This is a genomic window from Streptacidiphilus melanogenes (assembly GCF_000787835.1).
Lineage (GTDB): Bacteria > Actinomycetota > Actinomycetes > Streptomycetales > Streptomycetaceae > Streptacidiphilus > Streptacidiphilus melanogenes.
This window is the reverse complement of record NZ_BBPP01000009.1, coordinates 23403-43017: the sequence shown is the minus strand read 5'-3', so window position 1 is coordinate 43017 and position 19615 is coordinate 23403. Positions and strand designations below refer to the sequence as shown.

At 72.5% G+C, this 19615-nt stretch carries 21 protein-coding genes; 13 read left to right on the top strand and 8 right to left on the bottom strand.

The genetic code is table 11. The annotated features are described in order from the left end of the window. The first annotated feature begins 17 nt into the window (after positions 1–17). The 3 genes from TR49_RS12490 to TR49_RS12480 all read left to right on the top strand — a co-directional run bounded on the left by TR49_RS12490 (position 18) and on the right by TR49_RS12480 (position 1939). Positions 18–221: a hypothetical protein gene (locus tag TR49_RS12490; RefSeq protein ID WP_042380989.1), complete on the top strand. Its 204-nt coding sequence runs from the start codon at positions 18–20 to the stop codon at positions 219–221. 776 nt (positions 222–997) lie between these two features. Beyond that, positions 998–1294, top strand: coding sequence for an antibiotic biosynthesis monooxygenase family protein (locus tag TR49_RS12485; RefSeq protein WP_042380987.1), 297 nt, complete (start codon positions 998–1000; stop codon positions 1292–1294). 315 nt (positions 1295–1609) lie between these two features. After that, on the top strand, positions 1610–1939 hold the full coding sequence (locus TR49_RS12480; protein ID WP_042380984.1) for a TfoX/Sxy family protein: 330 nt from the start codon (positions 1610–1612) through the stop codon (positions 1937–1939). Between the two features lie 330 nt (positions 1940–2269). Here the strand turns inward: TR49_RS12480 and TR49_RS12475 are convergent, their stop codons facing one another. Then, a complete protein-coding gene (locus TR49_RS12475; protein ID WP_042380982.1) occupies positions 2270–2662 on the bottom strand; it encodes a MerR family transcriptional regulator in 393 nt (130 codons plus the stop codon). Positions 2663–2775: 113 nt separating this feature from the next. Here TR49_RS12475 and TR49_RS12470 point away from each other — a divergent pair, with 113 nt between their 5' ends. Both TR49_RS12470 and TR49_RS12465 read left to right on the top strand, forming a co-directional pair. Further along, positions 2776–3465: a class II aldolase/adducin family protein gene (locus tag TR49_RS12470; protein WP_042380979.1), complete on the top strand. Its 690-nt coding sequence runs from the start codon at positions 2776–2778 to the stop codon at positions 3463–3465. Continuing rightward, entirely contained in the window at positions 3462–3869 is a 408-nt protein-coding gene (locus tag TR49_RS12465) for a carboxymuconolactone decarboxylase family protein (protein WP_042380977.1), read from the top strand. Before TR49_RS12470 ends, TR49_RS12465 begins: the two co-directional genes overlap by 4 nt. A gap of 251 nt (positions 3870–4120) precedes the next feature. Here the strand turns inward: TR49_RS12465 and TR49_RS12460 are convergent, their stop codons facing one another. Then, positions 4121–4342, bottom strand: coding sequence for a hypothetical protein (locus TR49_RS12460; protein ID WP_042380975.1), 222 nt, complete (start codon positions 4340–4342; stop codon positions 4121–4123). Between the two features lie 219 nt (positions 4343–4561). Between TR49_RS12460 and TR49_RS12455 the strand changes: the two genes are divergently transcribed. The 6 genes from TR49_RS12455 to TR49_RS12430 all read left to right on the top strand — a co-directional run bounded on the left by TR49_RS12455 (position 4562) and on the right by TR49_RS12430 (position 13419). Beyond that, a complete protein-coding gene (locus TR49_RS12455; RefSeq protein WP_152627241.1) occupies positions 4562–5404 on the top strand; it encodes a nitrilase-related carbon-nitrogen hydrolase in 843 nt (280 codons plus the stop codon). A gap of 6 nt (positions 5405–5410) precedes the next feature. Next, on the top strand, positions 5411–6757 hold the full coding sequence (locus tag TR49_RS12450; protein ID WP_042381232.1) for an aspartate aminotransferase family protein: 1347 nt from the start codon (positions 5411–5413) through the stop codon (positions 6755–6757). Beyond that, positions 6754–8160 (top strand): dihydropyrimidinase, encoded by a 1407-nt coding sequence (gene hydA, locus TR49_RS12445; RefSeq protein WP_042380971.1) that lies wholly within the window; start codon positions 6754–6756, stop codon positions 8158–8160. Before TR49_RS12450 ends, hydA begins: the two co-directional genes overlap by 4 nt. A gap of 61 nt (positions 8161–8221) precedes the next feature. Next, a complete protein-coding gene (locus tag TR49_RS12440; protein ID WP_042380969.1) occupies positions 8222–9241 on the top strand; it encodes a TIGR03842 family LLM class F420-dependent oxidoreductase in 1020 nt (339 codons plus the stop codon). A 191-nt stretch (positions 9242–9432) separates the two neighbouring features. Then, positions 9433–12333, top strand: a complete 2901-nt coding sequence (locus TR49_RS12435; protein ID WP_152627218.1) for a hypothetical protein — start codon at positions 9433–9435, stop codon at positions 12331–12333. Positions 12334–12507: 174 nt separating this feature from the next. Continuing rightward, positions 12508–13419, top strand: a complete 912-nt coding sequence (locus tag TR49_RS12430) for a glycoside hydrolase family 16 protein (RefSeq protein ID WP_042380963.1) — start codon at positions 12508–12510, stop codon at positions 13417–13419. A 16-nt stretch (positions 13420–13435) separates the two neighbouring features. Here the strand turns inward: TR49_RS12430 and TR49_RS12425 are convergent, their stop codons facing one another. After that, complete coding sequence (locus tag TR49_RS12425) at positions 13436–14008, bottom strand: TetR/AcrR family transcriptional regulator (protein WP_042380961.1); 573 nt, start codon at positions 14006–14008, stop codon at positions 13436–13438. Positions 14009–14111: 103 nt separating this feature from the next. Between TR49_RS12425 and TR49_RS12420 the strand changes: the two genes are divergently transcribed. Beyond that, entirely contained in the window at positions 14112–14582 is a 471-nt protein-coding gene (locus TR49_RS12420; RefSeq protein WP_042380959.1) for a nuclear transport factor 2 family protein, read from the top strand. Between the two features lie 63 nt (positions 14583–14645). Here TR49_RS12420 and TR49_RS43765 read toward each other — a convergent pair whose 3' ends face one another. After that, positions 14646–14783, bottom strand: coding sequence for a hypothetical protein (locus tag TR49_RS43765; protein ID WP_160311586.1), 138 nt, complete (start codon positions 14781–14783; stop codon positions 14646–14648). A gap of 155 nt (positions 14784–14938) precedes the next feature. On the opposite strand from TR49_RS43765, the gene TR49_RS12415 reads away from it, so the two are divergent. Then, the gene (locus TR49_RS12415; protein WP_042380957.1) at positions 14939–15184 is read left to right on the top strand and encodes a hypothetical protein; all 246 of its coding nucleotides are present in this window, start codon (positions 14939–14941) and stop codon (positions 15182–15184) included. A 13-nt stretch (positions 15185–15197) separates the two neighbouring features. On the opposite strand, the gene TR49_RS12410 is transcribed toward TR49_RS12415, so the two are convergent. From TR49_RS12410 to TR49_RS12395, 4 genes are read right to left on the bottom strand one after another with little or no spacing between them, the layout of a single operon-like run. Beyond that, a complete protein-coding gene (locus tag TR49_RS12410; RefSeq protein WP_052434238.1) occupies positions 15198–15998 on the bottom strand; it encodes a polysaccharide deacetylase family protein in 801 nt (266 codons plus the stop codon). Beyond that, the gene (locus TR49_RS12405) at positions 15995–17137 is read right to left on the bottom strand and encodes a glycosyltransferase family 2 protein (RefSeq protein WP_063770078.1); all 1143 of its coding nucleotides are present in this window, start codon (positions 17135–17137) and stop codon (positions 15995–15997) included. The genes TR49_RS12410 and TR49_RS12405 overlap by 4 nt, the downstream gene beginning before the upstream one ends. Further along, positions 17115–18524 (bottom strand): glycosyltransferase, encoded by a 1410-nt coding sequence (locus TR49_RS12400; protein WP_063770077.1) that lies wholly within the window; start codon positions 18522–18524, stop codon positions 17115–17117. Before TR49_RS12400 ends, TR49_RS12405 begins: the two co-directional genes overlap by 23 nt. Continuing rightward, positions 18521–19339: a glycosyltransferase family 2 protein gene (locus TR49_RS12395; RefSeq protein WP_042380955.1), complete on the bottom strand. Its 819-nt coding sequence runs from the start codon at positions 19337–19339 to the stop codon at positions 18521–18523. Before TR49_RS12395 ends, TR49_RS12400 begins: the two co-directional genes overlap by 4 nt. Positions 19340–19615 lie beyond the last annotated feature (276 nt).

Here is a 19615-nt window from a genome sequence, read left to right as displayed (position 1 = left end):
TGCGTTGAAGGAGAACCGTGAAGGCAAAGCCCGAGACCCAGTTGCTCCCGCCGTCGTGGCCGACGGTGGTCATCGTGGTCGTGATCGTGCTCTACCTGGTCCACCCGGACTTCGGCATCGAGCAGAGCAAGGCCATCGAGTCCATCGTCTACCTGCTCGCCGGGAGTAGCGTTGCCGTCGCTGGCCGCCGTAGGCCGCCTGTGACGGAGCAGGGTCAGTGACATCCGGGTCCCGAGGTCGTGACCTGACCTCGGGGCCCGTGACAGTGGGCGGCGCAGACGAGATTACGTGCCCCTGGCTCGGCCGCAGCAAGGGCGCCGGTGGCGGTGGGGCTGCAGGATGAACGCGAGGCTGTGCTCGGTGCCGTAGTCCAGAAAGGCCTGCGACTCGTCCGGCTCGTCGGTCGTCCGCGAACGCCTGGATCTTCGCTCCCGGGCCACCGATCTGGAAGTCCATGCGGCCGTGGGACTGCCCGGCGCCCACCTCGATTCGCAGCCGCCGCTCCACGAAGACCCCGGCGAGCTCCTCGTACGGGATGTGGACCCGTTGTCCCGGCTCCGGCCAGACCAGCCCGTCCGGCTCCATCAGTACCGACCGCCACCCGAACCACGCGCTCAGTTCGAACGGTGGCGCCAGACCCCCCAGGTACCCAAGTCCCCTACTCCCCGATGCGACTGCCAAGTCGTGATCTTCGCACGACTCATGAGCGGCAGGAACGGGCCACAGGAGCCCGTCTGGTCTGCCGTGGCGTCACCAGCCTGACAATCCGTCACCTTTGCCGCCGGAAGGTGGCCGACGTCACCGGACAGGGAGACGCAACGCGAGCCCGGGATTCACCCGAGGGCCTGCTCGCGAGCGGCCTGACGGGTCACGCGCCGGGCATCGCCTGAAAAGGCGCGGCCGAATGGCCGCGTCGTCCGAGCGACCTGATCCGTGCCCTGATCCACTGAGTTACGCAAAGCCCAGTCGCGGCACACCATCGAAGTGGATTTTAATCATGGCAATCATCATCGTCTTCGACATCCCCGGCGGGACCCAGGCGCAATATGAGCAGGTCACCAACGAGATGACCGGCGGACGCGGCCTGGTGCGGAAGCGAAACGACTGGCCGGTGCCCGGCCTGATCTCCCACGCCGCCGGGCCCAGCCCCACGGGGTGGATCGTGACGGACGTCTGGGAGTCCGAAGAGGCGTTCCAGAAATTCGGAGAGAAACTCGCCCCGCTGATGCGGGCCGCCGGAATGCCCATGGGCCAACCGACGATCTACGAGGCATTCAACGTAGTGACCGAGTAGCCCAGTCCCGCGGGGATCCCCCCAGGAACTTCGGCTCCCAGCGACCCAACGGAGCGTCAGACCGGAAGAGCGCTGACGCTCATCGGCGAGGCTTCAGTGAGCCCTGAACGTCAGCATGCCTGACCGGGCCGGCTCGGCTGTGCGGGCTGACACGGTGCCGCCAGATTGAGACGCCATCGGGTGCGGGGACGACGTGCGAGCTGGGTGTTGCCGACGGACGCTGGAGTGCGGGGGCGCAATGTGCGCTCACCGTTGCTCGGGATCTTCGGGGCCCGTTGCACCAGGCGCGACATGAGTGGGAGTGAGAGGACACCGATGGCCTTCGACGAAGGACTGGCGGAGCGAATCCGTGCCCGACTTGGGACGGATCCGGCCGTCACCGAGAAGCGGATGTTCGGCGGGTTGTCCTTCCTTTACAGGGGCAACCTGGCCGTAGGCGTGATCGGCGACGAGATGATCGTCAGGGTGGGCCCCGACTCCACCGATGCGGCCCTGGCGCGGACCGGGACGCGGCTGTTCGACTTCACCGGGCGCCCGATGCGCGGCTGGGTCGTCGTGGAGGCGCCCGCGTTGTCCGAGGACGACGCCCTTGCAGACTGGATCGACCAGGGCTGCTCGTTCGCGTCGGGCCTGCCGTCCAAGTAGCCCTGTTCCTGACCTGCGTTTGACGAGTCTGGCGATGGAACGCCTGCCGCTGGCTCTCGACCTGTGAGTACACAGCGCATCGGTGCCGTGGTCGATGACCAGGCCTGTCGCCGGCATGAAAGGCGGTCAGCGACCCTCTGGTCGACCAGCTCCAGGTCCGGGCAGGGTGGGCGTCCACGCACGCAGCGAACAGGTCATGTCGTCCCGCGTCGATGCGGCGGTGGCGGCCCGGGGATGGGGAACAGGTGTGGGCATCCGGGACTGAGGTGCGGGCGGCGGAAGCCATGACGTCCGCCGACTGCTTGCCCGAAGCGTCCGAGGCTGGCGGGGTCAAGGCCCGGGGTCGGTGGTCTGCGCCTGCCAGGCCTCCATCTGCTGCGCGAACGTGGGGCAGGCCAGGATGTCCGGCTTGCTGCATTCGAGGGCGTGGACGAGGAACTGGCGGGCGTGGCCGAGGTCGACCAGGCGTTGGTCGACCTCGGTGATCTTGGCGCGGACCATCTCCTCGCGGCGTGCCTTCTCCTGCTGGAACTCGCCGATCTCGGCCAGGGTCAGCCCGGCTCGCTGGCACTTGCGCAGCAGGATGATCCGCTCGGCGGCCTCCGGCGGGTAGCGCCGCTTGCCGCTGCGGCGCTCGGGCTCCGGCAGCAGGCCGTGCCGCTCCCAGTAGCGGATCGCCGACGCCGGTACCCCGGTGATCGCGGCGAGCCGGCCGATCGTCATGCGCACGTGCGTCCTCCTGGCATGGGCGTTTGACTTGAACCTGAGTTTAAGTTGTCCGATGGACTCCGAACGATGCGGCGGCGATCCGAGCCGCCGACCGAGCCAGGGAGACCATGGTGACCACTGAGTTCGAGGCCGATAGCCACGCCGGGACCCGCGTGGCGCGGGCCGGTCAGATCGTCGAGGCCGTCCGGCAGTTGTTCGAGGCCGGGGTGATGGCCCACTCCGGGCACGCCAACCTCAGCGCCCGCCTCGACGAGGACCGGTTCCTGCTGACGCCGGGCTTCGTGCGCGGCCTGCGGCCCGAGCAGGTCGCGGTCGTGGACCGCGAGGGGCAGGTCCTTGAGGGGAAGTTGCAGACGTCGGCCGCTGAGATCGTGGCGATGCACGGCATCGTCTACCGGGAACGACCGCCCGTCGGCGCGGTGATCCACACCCACTCGCCCGCGGCCACCGCGTTCGCCGCGGCGCACCGCCCGCTGCCGTGCCGGACCGAGCCGATGCTGCGCTTCGGGCAGGCGGAGCCCGTGCCCGTGGTGCCCTGGGCGCCGCGCGGCTCCGACGCCGCGATCAGCGGCATCACCGAGGCCCTGCACTCCCACCCGACCACGTCGGCGGTGCTGCTGGCCAACCACGGTCTGCTGGTGTTCGGGCCCGACCCGGCCGCGGCCGCCCTGCTCGTGATGGCGATCGAGGAGAGCGCCGAGGCCGAGATCGCCGCTGCCGCGCTGGGCGGGGCCGTCGACTTCCCCGATGGCGCGCTCGACGCCGTGCGCGCGTCGATCGTGCGGGCCGCGCGGTGAGCGGCGATGCCGCAGCCGCAGCTGAGCGGCTGGAAGCGCTGCGCGACCGATTCCGGGTGACCTTCGGCGCGGTGCCGAAGGGCGCGGAGGAGCGGCTGACGGTGGCCGACACGTTCGGTCGCCTGGAGACCGAGGAACACTTCATGGCGCTGCGGCACACCGTGCTGCACGACAGTCCGTTGGGCGACCGCGTCCAGCAGCTGGTCCACTTCGGTCAGTTGCTCGCGCTCGGACGCGAGGGCTCGGCCCGGCTGCACGCGCGCGGCGCGCTCCACGTCGGCGCCGACCTCGCCGAGCTCGTCGGCGTCGCCGAGACGGCCTTGATCACCTCAGGTGCGCCTGGCTACGCCCTCGGCATTGCGATCGTCGCCGAGTTGCTGGCCGAAGGTACCCCAGGCGTCTGAGAGCCAAGCGCCCCGGCTGACGCAGAGCGGGACCTCGGCCCGCCGGCCGTGCCCGCGATCGGGCCGATCACGGGCACGCCATCGCCACCGGGTGGGTCCTTGACCGTCGTCCTGCCGGAGGAACCGCGACGTTCCAGGTCACGGCCGTCAGCCAGCCCAGTGCGGCACAGCTCCCGGTGGCCAGTCACCAGGCCGGAATCGACGTCCGGATGGGGGTTGAGGGCGGGGACCACGCCGTTGGTGCAGTGATCTCACTTGGGGGTCTGGGCGCTTGGCCCCCGGGAGGCTGACGGTCGGCTCTTGCGGCGCGGTTCGCCGTGGAGTGCCCGACCAGCCAGTGCCGGGACGGCCAGGCCGCTGACTCCGAACATGATCGCGACGAGCCAGTGTCCCAGCGACACGGAGGCCGCCGCTTCGATGTTGCAGCCCTTGAAGAACTTCCCCATGCCGTGGGCCAGGGACTTTGCAGCCATCTGTGGGACCCCTCCGCGACCCGTGCTGACCGTTTGCTGACCACGGAGGGTGCGACACGCCCCTGAGCAGGGAAGAACCGCCAGGGTTGTGGTATGCCCGACATATTGCCATCAAGGTCGGGAACGACCATGCTTCTACGCACGTAGATCCACGCTGAAGGCGAGGCGCCGCACATGTCGGAATCCGTCAGCAGGTCGATGCAAGGGTCCATGCAGGGAGTGCCGCGCGTGGTGCGCGCGGCACTCGTGCAGGCGAAGTGGACCGGGGATACCGAGTCCATGATCGAAGTGCACGAGCGGTACGCGCGGGACGCGGCCGCACAGGGTGCGCAGGTGATCGGGTTTCAGGAGGTGTTCAACGCCCCCTACTTCTGCCAGGTGCAGGAACCCGAGCACTACCGGTGGGCGGAACCCGTGCCGGACGGGCCCACCGTGACGCGGATGCGCGAGCTCGCGCGCGAGCTGAACATGGTGATGGTCGTGCCCGTGTACGAGGTGGAGCAGTCGGGCTTCTACTACAACACCGCCGCCGTGATCGACGCCGACGGCAGCTACCTCGGTAAGTACCGCAAGCACCACATCCCGCAGGTCCACGGGTTCTGGGAGAAGTACTACTTCCGCCCCGGCAACCTCGGCTGGCCGGTGTTCGACACGGCCGTCGGCCGGGTCGGGGTGTACATCTGCTACGACCGCCACTTCCCCGAGGGCTGGCGCGCGCTCGGCCTCGCCGGGGCCGAGATCGTCTACAACCCGTCCGCCACCAGCCGCGGGCTCTCCGCGTACCTGTGGCAGCTGGAGCAGCCGGCCGCGGCCGTGGCCAACGAGTACTTCATTGCCGCGATCAACCGCGTCGGGGTGGAGGAGTACGGCGACGACGACTTCTACGGGACCAGCTACTTCGTGGACCCGCGCGGCCAGTTCGTCGGTGAGGTCGCCTCCGACAAGGAGGAGGAGCTCGTGGTCCGGGACCTCGACTTCGGACTGATCGAGCAGGTCCGCAACCAGTGGGCCTTCTACCGCGACCGCCGCCCCGACGCCTACGGCCCGCTGACGGAGGCCTGAGTGGTGATGACCGACGACACGACCGACGACACCGCCCACGAGGCCAAGAGCCTGCTCGACCGGCACCGGGCGGTCACCCCGTCCTGGCTGGCGCTGTACTACCGCGAGCCGCTGGAGCTGACGCACGGCGAGGGCCGGCACGTGTACGGCTCCGACGGCCGCCGCTACCTGGACTTCTTCGGCGGCATCCTCACCACGATGACGGCTCACGCGCTGCCCGAGGTGACCAAGGCCGTCGCCGACCAGGCCGGGCGGATCCTGCACACCTCGACGCTCTACCTCTCCTCGCCCATGGTCGAGCTCGCCGAGCAGATCGCCGAGCTCTCCGGCATCCCGGACGCCAAGGTCTTCTTCACCACCTCCGGGACCGAGGCCAACGACGCGGCGCTGCTGCTCGCCACCGGCTACCGGCGCTCCAACCAGGTGCTGGCGATGCGCAACAGCTACCACGGGCGTTCCTTCTCCACCATCGGCATCACCGGCAACAGCTCCTGGTCGCCGACCAGCTTCTCGCCGTTGCAGACTCTCTACGTGCACGGTTCGATCCGCACGCGCGGGCCGTTCGCGCACCTGGACGACGCCGCGTTCGTCGAGGCCTGCACCGCCGACCTGGAGGACATGCTCGGCCAGGTCGGCGGCCCCGTCGCCGCGCTGATCGCCGAGCCGATCCAGGGCGTCGGCGGGTTCACCCACGGACCGGACGGGCTGTTCGCCGCGTTCAAGCGGGTGCTGGACCGGCACGGCATCCTGTGGATCAGCGACGAGGTGCAGACCGGCTGGGGCCGCACGGGCGACCACTTCTGGGGCTGGCAGGCCCACGCGGAGGCCGGGCCGCCGGACGCGCTGACCTTCGCCAAGGGCCTCGGCAACGGCCTGTCCATCGGCGGCGTCGTGGCCCGCGCCGAGCTGATGGACTCCCTCGGCGCGAACTCCATCTCCACCTTCGGCGGCAGCCCCGTCACCACGGCCGGGGCGCTGGCCAACCTGCGGCACCTGCTGGAACACGACCTGCAGGGCAACGCCCGGCGCGTCGGCGCGGTGCTGCGCGAGCGGCTCGAGGCCGGGGCGCGGCATCTGCCGGTCGTCCGCGAGGTGCGCGGGCGCGGTCTGATGCTCGGCGTCGAACTGGTGGACCGCGCGGGCGAGCCCAGCGCGGCCGCCGCGGCGATGGCGCTCGAACACGCCCGCGACCTGGGTCTGCTCATCGGCAAGGGCGGCCCGCTCGGCAACGCCCTGCGCATCGCGCCGCCGATGTCGCTGACCGTCGACGAGGCCGAGCAGGGCGCGGAGCTGCTGGTGCAGGCGCTCGACCGGGCGCAGAAGGAGCTGTGGGCGATCGAGGAGGCACTGTGACGCACGGACGGACCGTCATCCGCAACGGGTTGGTGATCACCGCCGCCGACGAGCTCCACGCCGACGTGCTGATCGACGGAGAGCGCGTGGTCGCCCTCGCGGCGACGGGGAGTCCGGAGGCCCAGGCCTGGCGGGCGGACCGGACGATCGACGCCACCGACTGCTACGTGATCCCCGGTGGGGTGGACGCGCACACGCACATGGAGCTGCCCTTCGGCGGCACCTTCGCCTCCGACACCTTCGAGACCGGCACCCGGGCGGCCGCCTTCGGCGGCACGACCACGATCGTGGACTTCGCCGTGCAGAGCGTCGGCCACAGCCTGCGCGAGGGCCTGGACGCCTGGCACGCGAAGGCGCAGGGCAACTGTGCGATCGACTACGGCTTCCACATGATCATGTCGGATGTCACCGAGCAGTCGCTGAAGGAGATGGACCTCCTTGTCGAGGAGGGCGTGACCAGCTTCAAGCTGTTCATGGCCTACCCCGGCGTCTTCTACAGCGACGACGGCCGCATCCTGCGCGCCATGCAGCGCTCCGCCGGCAACGGCGGGCTGATCATGATGCACGCGGAGAACGGCATCGCCATCGACGTCCTGGTCGAGCAGGCCCTCGCCGCCCGGCACACCGACCCGCGCTACCACGGCGAGGTGCGGCGCGAGCTGCTGGAGGCCGAGGCGACGCACCGGGCGATCCAGCTCGCCCGGGTGGCCGGATCCCCGCTGTACGTCGTCCACGTCTCCGCCGAGCAGGCCGTCGCCGAGCTCGCGCAGGCCCGCGACCTGGGGCTGAACGTCTTCGGTGAGACCTGCCCGCAGTACCTGTTCCTGTCCACGGACAACCTGGCCGAGCCGGACTTCGAGGGCGCCAAGTACGTGTGCTCCACGCCGCTGCGGCCCAGGGAACACCAGGCCGCACTCTGGCGCGGGCTGCGGACCAACGACCTGTCCGTGGTCTCCACCGACCACTGTCCGTTCTGCTTCGTCGGCCAGAAGGACCTCGGCCGCGGGGACTTCTCGAAGATCCCCAACGGACTGCCGGGCGTGGAGAACCGGATGGACCTGCTGCACCAGGCCCACCTGGACGGGCACATCTCGCGCCGTCGCTGGATCGAGCTGGCCTGCGCCACGCCCGCCCGGATGTTCGGCCTCTACCCGCGCAAGGGCACCATCGCGCCCGGCGCGGACGCGGACATCGTGGTCTTCGACCCGCACGACCGCTACACCATGTCGGCGGCGACCCACCACATGAACGTCGACTACTCCGCGTACGAGGGTCGCCAGGTCACCGGCCGCGCCCGGACGGTCCTGTCGCGCGGTGCTGTGGTCGTCGACGGCGGCGAGTACCTCGGCCACGCCGGCCACGGCACCTTCGTGCCGCGCGCCACCTGCGCGTATCTGAACTGAGCGCGGCCCTGCACGCAATCCCGTGCACCACCCCCCGCACCGCACCACTGAAAGGCCCCGCATGGACATCGGCCTCGTGCTCCAGACCGACCCCCCGGCCCGTCTGCTCGTCGAGCGGATGAAGCGCGCGGAGGCGGCCGGGTTCACCCACGGCTGGACCTTCGACTCCTGCGTGCTGTGGCAGGAACCGTTCGTGATCTACAGCCAGATCCTCGCGGCCACGGAGCGGCTGACGGTCGGCCCGATGGTCACCAACCCCGTCACCCGCACCTGGGAGGTCACCGCCTCCCTGTTCGCGACGCTGAACGACATGTTCGGCAACCGCACCGTCTGCGGCATCGGCCGCGGCGACTCCGCACAGCGGGTCGCGGGCCGCAAGCCCGCCTCGCTGGAGCGGCTCGGGCACGCCATGCACGTCATCAAGGAGCTCGCCGAGGGGAGGGAGGCCGAACTCGACGGGACGATGATCCGCATCCCCTGGGTGGGGGAGGGGGCGCAGCTCCCGATCTGGATGGGCGCCTACGGCCCCAAGGCGCTGGAGCTGACCGGCCGCCAGGCCGACGGCTTCATCCTCCAGCTCGCCGACGAGTTCCTGACGGAGTGGATGGTCAAGGCCGTCCGCCGGGCCGCCGAGGAGGCGGGCCGCGACCCGGACACGGTGACCATCTGTGTCGCCGCGCCCGCTTACGTCACCGACGGCAGCGCGGAACAGCTCGCCCACGCGCGCGAGCAGTGCCGATGGTTCGGTGGCATGGTCGGCAACCACGTCGCCGACCTGGTCGCCCGCTACGGCGAGCACTCGGGCATGGTCCCGGACGAGCTGACGGCCTACATCAAGGAGCGCCACGGCTACGACTACTCCCACCACGGCCGCGCCGGGAACCCGGACACGACGTTCGTCCCGGACGAGATCGTCGACCGGTTCTGCCTGATCGGCACCGCCGAGCAGCACGTCGCCAAGCTGGAGCGGCTGCGCGCGCTGGGCGTCCACCAGTTCGCCGTCTACGCCATGCACGACGCAGTGGACGACGTGATCGACGCCTACGGGCAGGGGGTGATCCCGGCCGTCACGCGTCGCTGACCCGTCGCGTCGCTGAACTCGCCCAGCCCGGCCGCCGACCGCCGTCCGCACGCGGCGGTCGGCGGCGGTCGGACGGCCGTCGGCGTGAACCGGTTCGACTCGCCCGGCGTTGTCACGGGGTGCACCCTTGAACGAAGAGTGCCTACGGAGGAGGACGCCCCCGTACCGACCGGCTTCCCGGGAGCCCGATGATGAGCCCGACCAGGAGCGAGGCGAGCCCGACGGGCGCGGCCGGGGCCCCGGCCTCGTTCGGGCAGACGGGCGCCTTGGTGCCGGACCCGTTTGCGACGCTGGACGAGGCGCTGGGTGGTCTGTGCGCGGCGCTCGCCGCGGACGCGTGGCTGGACGCGTTCCTGTGGTCGGCTGGGGCGTCGCAGATCGTCGAGGACCGGATCGACGGGGTCAGCTGGCCGACGCGCCGTCTGCTCGTCCACCTGACCCAACACGGGGCCGAAGGTCCCGGGGTGCGTCCCGCGCTGCGCCTCGCCTCCCGCGCGCTCGACGCCGTCGGCGCGGGATACCGGGCGGCCCCGCCGACCCGCTCGCTGCGCGCCTGGGCCCGGGAGGCGACGCGGCTGACACTGACGCTCGCGGGCCTGGCCCTGGGACACGACGCCGGAGCCGTCACCGCCGGACGCGTCCTGGCCGGGCCAGGTCCCGCCGCGCGGCTCGTCGGGCGGGATCTGCTGCGCCCGCCCGCCTGCTTCCGCAGCTTCGACCAGCACCCGAACGACATCGCCGAGCTGGCCCGCCGCTTCGCCCGGGTCTACCCCGCCCGGGAGCCGCCGATGCTGGTGCTCGGCGTCCGCACCTCCGGCAGCTACCTCGCGCCGCTGCTGGCAGCGGCCCTGCGCGGTTTGGGGTACCGCCGTGTCGCCGTGGCCACGACCCGGCCCGGCTTCCCGCCGCCTCCCGGCGCATCGTCGGCCGCGCGCGTGCTGCTGGTGGACGAGCCGCCGGTCACCGGCGGCGCGCTCGCCGAAGCAGCGGCCGCGCTGCAGCGCGTGGGGGTTCCGGCGGCCGCGATCGTCCCCGTCTTCGCCTGCTTCGCCGACCCGGCCGTCGTCCCGGAGCGGCTGGCCCGCCACGACTGCGTGATGCTGCCGGGATCCGCCTGGCACGTGCCGACCCTGCTCGCGCCGCGCGTGCTCGCGGCGCTGCTGCCGCGGCTGCTGACGGGCGTGCGGGTGCTCGACGTGCGGGCTGTTGCGCCCGGGCCGGTCGCGCGCACCCGACACCTCTGCGTCCCCGTCGACGCCGTCGTCGAACACCGCGACGGCGTGCGCGAAGAGCTCGCCCTGTGCGCCGAATGGACCGGCGTCGGCCGGTTCGGACGGCTCGCCCCGGCCACGGCAGCGGCCCTCGACGGGCTCGTCCCGCGCGTGTACGGCTTCGCCGACGGCGTGCTGCTCCGCGACCGCCCGGCAGGCGGTCCGGCCGGTCCGCCCGGTCTGTCCGGTCCCGCAGGCGGTCAGCAGCAGCCCGTCGAACCGCGCGAGCTGGCCGTCTACCTGGCGGAGCGCGAGCGCAGGCTCCCGCTGCCCGAGGACCGCAGCGGGCGGCTCGGCGGGCGCGACCCCGTCTGGGAGTCCGCCGCGCGGACGCTCGCCCCCGCGCTCGGCCGGGCCGCCGTGCTGCTGCGGCCCGCGCTCGTCCAGCCGTTGACGCGGCATCTGCTCGCGTCCGCGCGGCAGCCGTGCCTCGTCGACGGCCGCACCGCCCCCGAGCACTGGGCGGCGGACCGCGACGGCGCCGGTCGCAAGCTGGACTGGGCGGAGGGCGGCTTCGCCGACCTCGACCTGGCCTGCTACGACGCCGTCTACGACCTGGCCGGCGCGGTCGCCCACGGCCCGCCGGACGACGAGGCCGAACGGGAACTGCTGCGCCACTTCACCCTGCTGACCGGCCGTCGCGTCGACCCGGCATCCTGGTTCCTGTTCCAGCTGGTCCAGGCCCGCAACACGGTCCGGCTCACGGCCGGGGCGGGCGCAGCCGACGGCCCGATGCTGCGGGCCCGGGCGCGAAGGGCGCAGGCCAGAGCCGCGCAGCGGTTCCTCGCGGGCGCCCTGCTGGCCGACCTCGACCGGCGGGCTCCGGCCGAGCCACGCGGGTGGTGCGTGTTCGACGTCGACGGCGTGCTGGAGACCGACGTCCTCGGCTTTCCCGCCGCCTCCCCGCTCGGGGTCATGGCCCTGCGAGCCCTGCGCGCCCACGGCTTCCGGGCGCTGCCGGCTACGGGCCGTTCCCTCGCCGAGGTGGGCGACCGCTGTGCGGCCTACGGAATGGCGGGCGGCGTGGGGGAGTACGGCGCGGCCTGCGTCGACGCGGGCAGCGGGCGCGTCCGCGTGGTCCTCGACGACGCGCGGCGCGGCGAGGGCGACGCCGGGCTGGCCGTCCTGCTCGCCTCCCGACCGGGCCACGAGACCGACCCGCTGTCGCACTGGTGCGTGCGCGCCTCGGTCCGCCGCGCGGACGGGCGGCGCACCGGGCTGCCCGAGGCCGAGACCGCCGAGCTGCTGAGGGGGCGTCGGTTCGCTCGCCTCTTCGACGTCGTGCCCGGCGCCGAGCAGACCGACTTCGTGCCCCGCGGCGCGGACACAGCGGAGGGCGTGCGAGCGCTGCTCGCGCTGATGGGCGAGCCCGCGGAGCCGCCGGTGCTCGCGGTCGGCGGAGGTCCGGCCGACCTGCCGCTGCTGCGCTGGTCGCGCAACGGCGTGGTGCCCGCGCAGGCACGGAAGTGGGCCGAGCCCGGCATCCACGTCGCCCCCGGCGCCTACCAGGCCGGCCTGGCCGACGCCGTCGCCGCGCTCCTCGGCCACCGTCCGGGGCACTGCCACATCTGCCGTCCGCCCTCGCTGCCGCACGAGACGCGAGCCGTGCTCGCGGTCCTGGCCCTGCCGGAGGCGGGCCGACGCGGCGCCCTGCGGCGGCTCGCCCGGCTGGCGCTGGAGAACGCCGACCTGACGGCCGCGCACAGCCTGGAGGCGCACGGTCTGGACCGGCATGTTCCGGAGACTCACGGCCCGATGAGGCACGGCCCGATGAGGCACGGGCGGGACCGGCACGGGCGGGCGGGGAGCGTGGTCCGATGAGCGGTCAAGGGCCGGTGACGGCGCCCGGGGCACGCAGGCGGACCTGCGAACTGCCCGGCAGCACTGTCGCCCGGCCGGGGGATGCCGCACCGGTCGCCCCCCGATCCACACTGGTTCACGGACACGCCGACGCGGTGGCCCCCCGCTCCGTGGCCGGCTGAGGAGGTGGGTCCGATGCCCGTTGGCCGCCGGCTCTGGGCCGCGACAGCCTGCCTGCTGCTGGGCCTGACTGCGGCCTGCGGCGGCACCTCTCCCGGCAGCGGGGCAGCCGGGGCAGCCGGGAGCGGTGAGTCCGGCGGCTCCGTGGTGGGAGCGCCGCCCGGAACCTCGGGGAGCTCCGCGAGCAACACCGGCAGCACCCCTGCGGCCTCAGGCTCCTGGAACCTCGTCTTCTCCGACGACTTCGGCGGCGACTCCCTCGACACCGCCCACTGGGCCACCTGCTACGACTGGAACGACTCCGGCTGCACCAACGCGGGCAACCGCGAACTCGAGTGGTACCAGCCCGGCCAGGTCTCCGTCGCCGACGGCACACTCAACCTGGAGGCCAAGCGCACGCCCACGCAGGGCAGCGACGGCAAGACCTACCCCTGGACCTCGGGCATGGTCACCACCGGCCGCGACAGCTGGAACGCGCAGCCCCGCGAGACCTTCCTGCACGGCTACTTCGCCGCGTCCATCCGCATCCCGCCCCAGGCGGGCATGTTCCCCGCGTTCTGGCTGCTCCCCGCGGAGCACAACGTCCCGCAGGAGATCGACATCGCCGAGTTCAGCGGCACCACCCAGGCGGTGCAGAACACCCTCCACTGGCAGAAGTCCGACGGCGGCGCCGCCCAGCGTCAGAACTGGTTCGGCCCGGTGAACTTCCCGGCCGGGTTCCACGTCTTCGGGGTCGACTGGGAGCCGAAGTCCGTCACCTGGTACGTCGACGGCGTCGCCCGCTGGCGGATCGCCGACCCCGCGGAGATCCCCACCCTGCCCATGGAAGTGATCCTCAACCTGGCCGTCGGCTACCCGTACGCCCCACCGGCGAACGTCAACCAGGCCGACATGCAGGTGCAGTGGGTGAAGGTCTGGCAGCACTAGGAGCCTCAGACACAGGTCAGCGCTTGGCCCTGCCTGTCTCGAGCGTGAGCAGGGTCTGCGCCGCCTGCCTGGCCTGGCGGGCTGGAGCGGGCGTGCCTGAGATGGCGGCGGTGGTCATGGCCCCCTCGGCCAGCAGGGCGATCTGGGTGCCGATGTCAGCCGTCGCTCCCGCAGCCGTCGCCAGCTCGCGCAGGTAGGCGTGGAAAGTGTCCTTGTGGCGCCGGGCCGCGGCAGCGACCTGCGGCGATGTGCCGCCCAGCTCGCCGAAGGAGTTGATGAACGCGCATCCGTGGAAGTCGGACTGCGCGAACCAGTTCTCCAGCCAGTCGAAGACGGCCGCCAGCCGCTCTGCCGGGGCTCCCGCGGCGGCGTCGACGTAGGCGGCCAGGCTCTGGAGCCAGCGAGTGTCCCTGCGGGCCAGGTATGCCTCGACGAGGTCGCTCTTGGAGGGGAACAGCTGGTAGACGCGCCGCAGCGTGACGCCTGAGGCGTCGCGGATCACGTCCATGCCGACGGCTTGGATCCCGCGTGCGTAGAAGAGATCTTCGGCGGCGTCCAGGATCCGCTCACGTGCCAGATCGGTGTCCATCGTTCTGCCCCTTGCGTGAGAACCAGCGTTCTCATAGCGTAACGGACAGAGTCGAGAACGCTCGTTCTCGCCCACAGCGAAGAACCTCCCGAAGGAGCCCGTCATGTCCGAGCAACGTCCCCCGTTCCCGCCCTTCACCCGGGAAACGGCGATCACGAAGGTCCGGCAGGCCGAAGACGGCTGGAACACCCGTGCCCCCGAGAGGGTCGCCCTCGCCTACACCCCCGACTCGCAGTGGCGCAACCGCGCGGAGTTCGTCGCCGGCCGCGACGAGATCGTCGGGTTCCTGACCCGCAAGTGGAACCAGGAGCTGGAGTACCGCCTGATCAAGGAACTGTGGGCGTTCGACAGGAACCGCATCGCGGTCCGGTTCGCCTACGAGTACCACGACGACTCCGGCCAGTGGCACCGCGCCTACGGCAACGAAAACTGGGAGTTCGACGAGGGCGGCCTCATGCGCGCCCGTCACGCGAGCATCAACAACCTGCCCATCGCCGAGGAGGAGCGCAAGTACCACTGGCCGCTGGGCCGCCGCCCCGACGGCCACCCCGGCCTGTCCGACCTCGGGCTGTAGAGAAACGGACAAGGCTCCCGCGTGTTGGGCGCGCGGGAGCCTTTGGCAGCGGGGTGGGGACGGTTACGGCCATTCGTCCGACAGGACGACGTCCATGTCGTCGAGGAAGTCCTCGTCGGACAGGTCGTCGGCGTCCGGTTCCTCCACCATGGCGAGGGCGTCGGCGTCCTCGTCCTGCGGGGTGATGCGGTTCTGCGGCATGGGGCACTCCTTGGCTCGGTTCCTGCTGAGCGCGCTCAGCTCAGCAGGGGCGGCGGGGGAGTGCCCGCCGGGGCGTCCGATCGGGTGGGTCACGCGGAGTGGCGGGTGGCGGTCCCGCGCGTGCCGAGCGGCGGCGGCTGGGGCAGCCTGGTGCGATGACCGAGTCAGCGGAAGAGCAGCCGGCCCAGGTGGTCGTCCATCCTGTCGACGTGGGGCACGGCGACCAGCCGTTCCGGCGCGTCGACATCCTCGGCCGGGCCGTGGGGCACGCCTACAACCCTGCGGACGTCGCCGAGTTCATGCGCCGTGCCGGGCTGGACGCGGACCACTTCGACGAGCCGGGTCCGGTCGAGTGGCGCGGCGGCGGGCCCGACGAGTGGGAATGGCACACGCCCGTCTGACCCGGACCCGGGCTCAGCACGGTACGGGCAGGCCGAGTCGGGCGCGCAGACGGCGGTAGGCGCGCCAGCCGACGGTGGACCAGCGGTCCGGGAAGGGGGCGGTCGGCGCGCCCCGGCCTTCGAGCCAGCCCTGGAACGTCGCGGCGGTCGTGTCCGCGCGGACGGTCAGTCGGGCCAGCCGCAGCGTGTCGTCCGAGGTCGAGCTGAACGCGTTGGCCACCCCGCACGCGCAGTCGAAGCCGGCCCGCAGCACCTTGCGACGCACCGCCGGGCTCGAGTAGCCGTGGGGGTAGGCGAAGCTGCTGACGGAGTGGCCGAGGGCCTCCTCCAGCTCCTGTTTGCACACCTGCAGCTCCTCACAGAGCGCGCGGCTGGTGAGGGTGTCCATCTGGGGGTGGGTGACCGAGTGGCCGCCGATCTCGATGCCGACCGCGTCCAGGCCGGCGATCTGGCGCCAGTTCAGCATGTCGGCCGGGCCCAGCAGGCTGCCGGACGGGGAGCCGCCGGGCGGGTGGACGGCCCCGGTCGTGACGAACAGGCTTGCGGGCAGTTCCCGCGACTGGAGCTGCGGGGCGACGGTCCAGTAGAAGTCCGCGAAGCCGTCGTCGAAGGTCAGCACCGCAGGTCGCGCGGGCAGCGCCGGGCCGCCACGGATCGCCGAGACCAGACGGCGCAGCGAGACGACGGTCAGGCCCGCGTCCGCGATCCGGTCCAGCTGCTCGGTGAACGCGGCGGGGGAGACGGTGAACGGCGCGATCCACTCCGCCGGCGAGTCGCTGACGGAGTGGTAGAGCAGCACCGGCACGGGGGTCATGTCCCACCACCTGTCCGCCGACGCGGGGCCGGCCGTGCGGACAGCAGCACGGGGACGGCGACCACGCCGACAGGAAGACCGGACTCGGCCGGGGCGGTCGCGGGCGGCTCGGTCGCGAGCCCAAGGGCGCGTCGGGCCAGGAGCGCCCGAAGGCGAGTGACCCACGAGGCCGGCGGTGCGGGCCGGTGCAGCCGGTGCAGTGTTCCCGCGGCGTAGCCGAGGACGGTCAGGGAGACGCCCGCGCCCAGGGCGAGGGCGCGGCGTGGGGCCCACTGCCGGCCGGGGCGCAGCGCGGCGGTGACGGCGAGCGGCACGGTACGGCGCAGGTAGGCGCGCTCGCTCGCCAGTGCCCGGGAGGCGCCGGTGCGGGCGGTGACGGCGGCCTTCGACAGGCCCTCGCCGTAGCAGCGGGTCAGGAAGTAGCGCCAGGTCCCGCGTTGCGGCGGCACGTGGTGGCGGACGACGGCGTCCGGCCGGTGCAGCAGCTCCGCGTCGCGGCGCGAGGCGGTGAGCCGCAGACACAGCTCGGTCTCCTCGCAGCCCAGCGGACGGGTGCCGACCCGGCCGAGGTCGGTGCGGAAGCCCCCTGCCGCCTGCAGGGCGGCGCGGCGGAAGGACATGTTCGCGCCGATGAAGTTCCGCACGGCCGTGGCGGTTTCGGGACCACCGCGGTAGGAGCAGCCGACCACCCAGTCGAACTCCGGCGGGAACCAGTGGGGGCGCTCGCCCTCCCAGCGGGCCAGCACGGCCCCGCCGACGCCGAGCACGCCGGCCCCGCGTGCGTAGCCCGCCAGGATCGCCGCCGCCCAGCCGGGCTCCGCCGCGGCGTCGTCGTCCAGGAAGGCCACCACCTCCCCGTGGGCTTCGGCCACCCCGGTGTTGCGCGCGCCGGACAGGCCGCGGCGTTCCGCGTTCGCCACGGCCCGTACACGCGTCCCGTCCGCGAGCTGCTCCCGTACCAGCCGCTCCAGGGCGGGACAGTGGTCCACGACCACCACGGTCTCCAGCACGGGCGGCCGTTGGGCCGCCACGGAGGCGACGGCGGCGCGCACGTCGTCCCAGCGGTCGGTGGTGTAGCAGCAGATCACCACCGAGAGCGTGGGCGCGGCTGCCGGGTCAGCGCCGCAGGCCGGCCGCACCTGGTCTCACCGTCCTCGTCGTTGTCGTCGGCAGGCGCCGACGCCCGCCGTCCCGTCCCCGCCTCCGGCTCCCGGTCCGGGCCCGGCCTGAGCCGGACTTGTCGCCGTACCGGTCCTGGAGGGCGCTGCGCAGATAGCCGATGGGGCCGTAGGCGAGCCCGCGCAGCTGCAGCCGGGCCAGCTCCGCCGGGCTCGCCCCGGCGACGGGCGGGCTCGGCGCGGCGCGTCGGCCGGTGCCCCGCAGGGCCACCCCGACGCCGCGCGGCAGGATTCTCAACAGCGCTGGCAGCGCTGCCGGTTGGTGCCGCACTGCGGCCGCGAGATAGGCGCCGAAGCCGACCCCGTAGCCGAACGCCTGCGCGGGGACCGCGTCCAGGGTGCGGCGGTGGTGGTGCCAGACGATCGCGTCCGGCTGGTAGACCAGGGACGCGCCCGAGGTCAGTACGCGGAAGAAGGCGAGCAGGTCGTCGCCGCCGCGGGCCGGGGTGCCGGTGCCGGTCGCCGGGTCGAATCCTCCGAGGCGGCGCAGCAACGAGGTGCGGAACGCCATGTTCGCGCCGGAGCCGAACCGGCCGCTGGCGAACGGGAAGAGGGGCTCGCCCGTCGGCGGTTCGCCGATCGACCAGCGGCGCGGCGCGAAGCCCTTGGCGTAGCCGCCGTGCGCCTCGAGCGCGGCCTGGGCGGGCGTCTCCAGCTCGGCCGGGAGGATCAGACCGGTGACGCAGCCGACCGAACGGTCCGTCGCGAAGGCGTCGGCGAGGGCGACCGGCCAGCGCGGGTCGACCATGGTGTCGTCGTCGGTGAACGCCACCACCGCGCCGTGCGCGGCGGCGAGACCGCGGTTGTGCGCGCGGGCCAGCCCGGCGACGGGCTCGCGCAGGTAGCGGACCTGGGGCGGATACCGCGTCAGGACCAGTTCCCGCGCCTCGGCGGTGGCGGGCGCGTTGTCGACGACCAGCACCTCCAGGCCCGGGTAGCGCGTGCGGAGCAGCGAGTCCAGGCAGCGGCGCAGTGAGTCGGGCCTGTTGTGGGTGGCGACGACGACGCTGACGGTCGCCTGGGGCCTGGAGGCCTCCGGGCGGCGTTGTTCCGGGCGGCGTTGTTCAGGGACGGTCAGTTCGCGATGGGCGGCGGCGACCAGCGCCCGGCGGAGCCCGGCCGGATCGCCGGGTGCGCCGTCGGCCTGGACCAGCCCGAGCGGGTGTCCGTGCAGTCGCACCAGCGCCGACACGCGTCCGCTCGGGACGACGGGACCCAGGCCGCCCGGCGCGCGCAGCTCCTGCGGCCGGTCCAGCTCCAGTTCCACGACCCGGACGGGGGTGTAGCGCAGATAGCGTGCGGCAAGGCAGGGACAGGCTGCTGCGGAGCGCCGGTCGTGGCCTCTCATCGGGTTTCCCCCGTTCCCGCCGCCGCGCCGACCGGTCGTCGAACGCCTTCGGTGGTCCTCGGTCGTTCGGCGAGCAGGGTACGCAGCACGCGTCGGCCGTCCGAGAGCGCGTGCAGGTGCGACCGGCCTGCGCGGCGGGGGAGTTCCAGGCTCGGGACCTCTGCGACGCGCAGGCCCGAGCGCAGTGCGTGCGCCACCATCTCCGTCTCGATCTCGAACCCGGGCGCATGCAGGTCGAGTTCGTCCAGGAAGCTGCGCCGGAAGGCGCAGAACCCGTAGCACAGGTCGGTCAGTGCGGCGTCGTAGAGCAGGTTGGTGGCGGCGACCAGCACCTTGTTGCCGAACGAGCGGATCGTGGTGAGGTCCTGGGAACCGCCGCCCGCGATGTAGCGCGAGCCCTTGACGAAGTCGTAGCCGTTGTCCAGGAAGTGGATGTAGTGCGGGATCTCTCCGGGCCACATGCTGCCGTCGGCGTCGAGCATCACCACGTAGTCGCAGCGGGCCGCGAGGAAGCCGGTGCGCAGTGCGCTGCCCTTGCCGGGCGCGTCCTGGCGCAGGATGCGTGTGGCGGGCCGGCACAGCCGGGCCATCCGCTCCGTCGCGTCGTGGGAGTCGCCGTCGATCAGGAGCACTTCGTCCACGCAGCGTGGGATCTCCTGGAAGACCCAGGGGATGTTGCGCGCCTCGTTGTAGGCGGGGATGACCAGGCTGACGGTGGATCGGGTCCGCGGTCGGTCCGTCGCACGGCGCAGGGGCACTCCGTCGGCGGCGCTGCGGGGGATCGGGGGCATGGTCAGGGGCTTGCCGGTACTCATCGGAGATGCCCTCCGGAGGGCGGCGGGGCATGCGCCATCAGGGCGTGCGTCACCGCTGCGCGGGCCTGCGGCCCGCACGAGGTCAGGAACGATCGCATCGGCGGAGTGCCCCAGCCCTGGCTCCGAAGCCCGCCCCCGAGCCTCGCCCCCGTGCCGCCGGTCGATCTGGACGCGTGAAGCGTCGACCACCACGTCGGCAGTCGATCACGGTCGGGTCAAAGACCCGTGCCAACAACTGCCAGGGGAACATCATCGTCAGCTCGAAGGCCGGAAGTC

What these genes read in the sequence shown, in the direction of transcription:
- TR49_RS12435 (WP_152627218.1), top strand. Translation starts at nt 9,433, where the DNA reads ATGAGCCCGACCAGGAGCGAGGCGAGCCCGACGGGCGCGGCCGGGGCC.
- TR49_RS12410 (WP_052434238.1), bottom strand. Translation starts at nt 15,998, where the DNA reads ATGACCCCCGTGCCGGTGCTGCTCTACCACTCCGTCAGCGACTCGCCG.
- TR49_RS12460 (WP_042380975.1), bottom strand. Translation starts at nt 4,342, where the DNA reads ATGGCTGCAAAGTCCCTGGCCCACGGCATGGGGAAGTTCTTCAAGGGC.
- TR49_RS12425 (WP_042380961.1), bottom strand. Translation starts at nt 14,008, where the DNA reads ATGGACACCGATCTGGCACGTGAGCGGATCCTGGACGCCGCCGAAGAT.
- TR49_RS12475 (WP_042380982.1), bottom strand. Translation starts at nt 2,662, where the DNA reads ATGACGATCGGCCGGCTCGCCGCGATCACCGGGGTACCGGCGTCGGCG.
- TR49_RS43765 (WP_160311586.1), bottom strand. Translation starts at nt 14,783, where the DNA reads ATGCCGCAGAACCGCATCACCCCGCAGGACGAGGACGCCGACGCCCTC.
- TR49_RS12485 (WP_042380987.1), top strand. Translation starts at nt 998, where the DNA reads ATGGCAATCATCATCGTCTTCGACATCCCCGGCGGGACCCAGGCGCAA.
- TR49_RS12415 (WP_042380957.1), top strand. Translation starts at nt 14,939, where the DNA reads ATGACCGAGTCAGCGGAAGAGCAGCCGGCCCAGGTGGTCGTCCATCCT.
- TR49_RS12430 (WP_042380963.1), top strand. Translation starts at nt 12,508, where the DNA reads ATGCCCGTTGGCCGCCGGCTCTGGGCCGCGACAGCCTGCCTGCTGCTG.
- TR49_RS12450 (WP_042381232.1), top strand. Translation starts at nt 5,411, where the DNA reads ATGACCGACGACACGACCGACGACACCGCCCACGAGGCCAAGAGCCTG.
- TR49_RS12470 (WP_042380979.1), top strand. Translation starts at nt 2,776, where the DNA reads ATGGTGACCACTGAGTTCGAGGCCGATAGCCACGCCGGGACCCGCGTG.
- TR49_RS12395 (WP_042380955.1), bottom strand. Translation starts at nt 19,339, where the DNA reads ATGAGTACCGGCAAGCCCCTGACCATGCCCCCGATCCCCCGCAGCGCC.
- TR49_RS12440 (WP_042380969.1), top strand. Translation starts at nt 8,222, where the DNA reads ATGGACATCGGCCTCGTGCTCCAGACCGACCCCCCGGCCCGTCTGCTC.
- TR49_RS12480 (WP_042380984.1), top strand. Translation starts at nt 1,610, where the DNA reads ATGGCCTTCGACGAAGGACTGGCGGAGCGAATCCGTGCCCGACTTGGG.
- TR49_RS12400 (WP_063770077.1), bottom strand. Translation starts at nt 18,524, where the DNA reads ATGAGAGGCCACGACCGGCGCTCCGCAGCAGCCTGTCCCTGCCTTGCC.
- TR49_RS12420 (WP_042380959.1), top strand. Translation starts at nt 14,112, where the DNA reads ATGTCCGAGCAACGTCCCCCGTTCCCGCCCTTCACCCGGGAAACGGCG.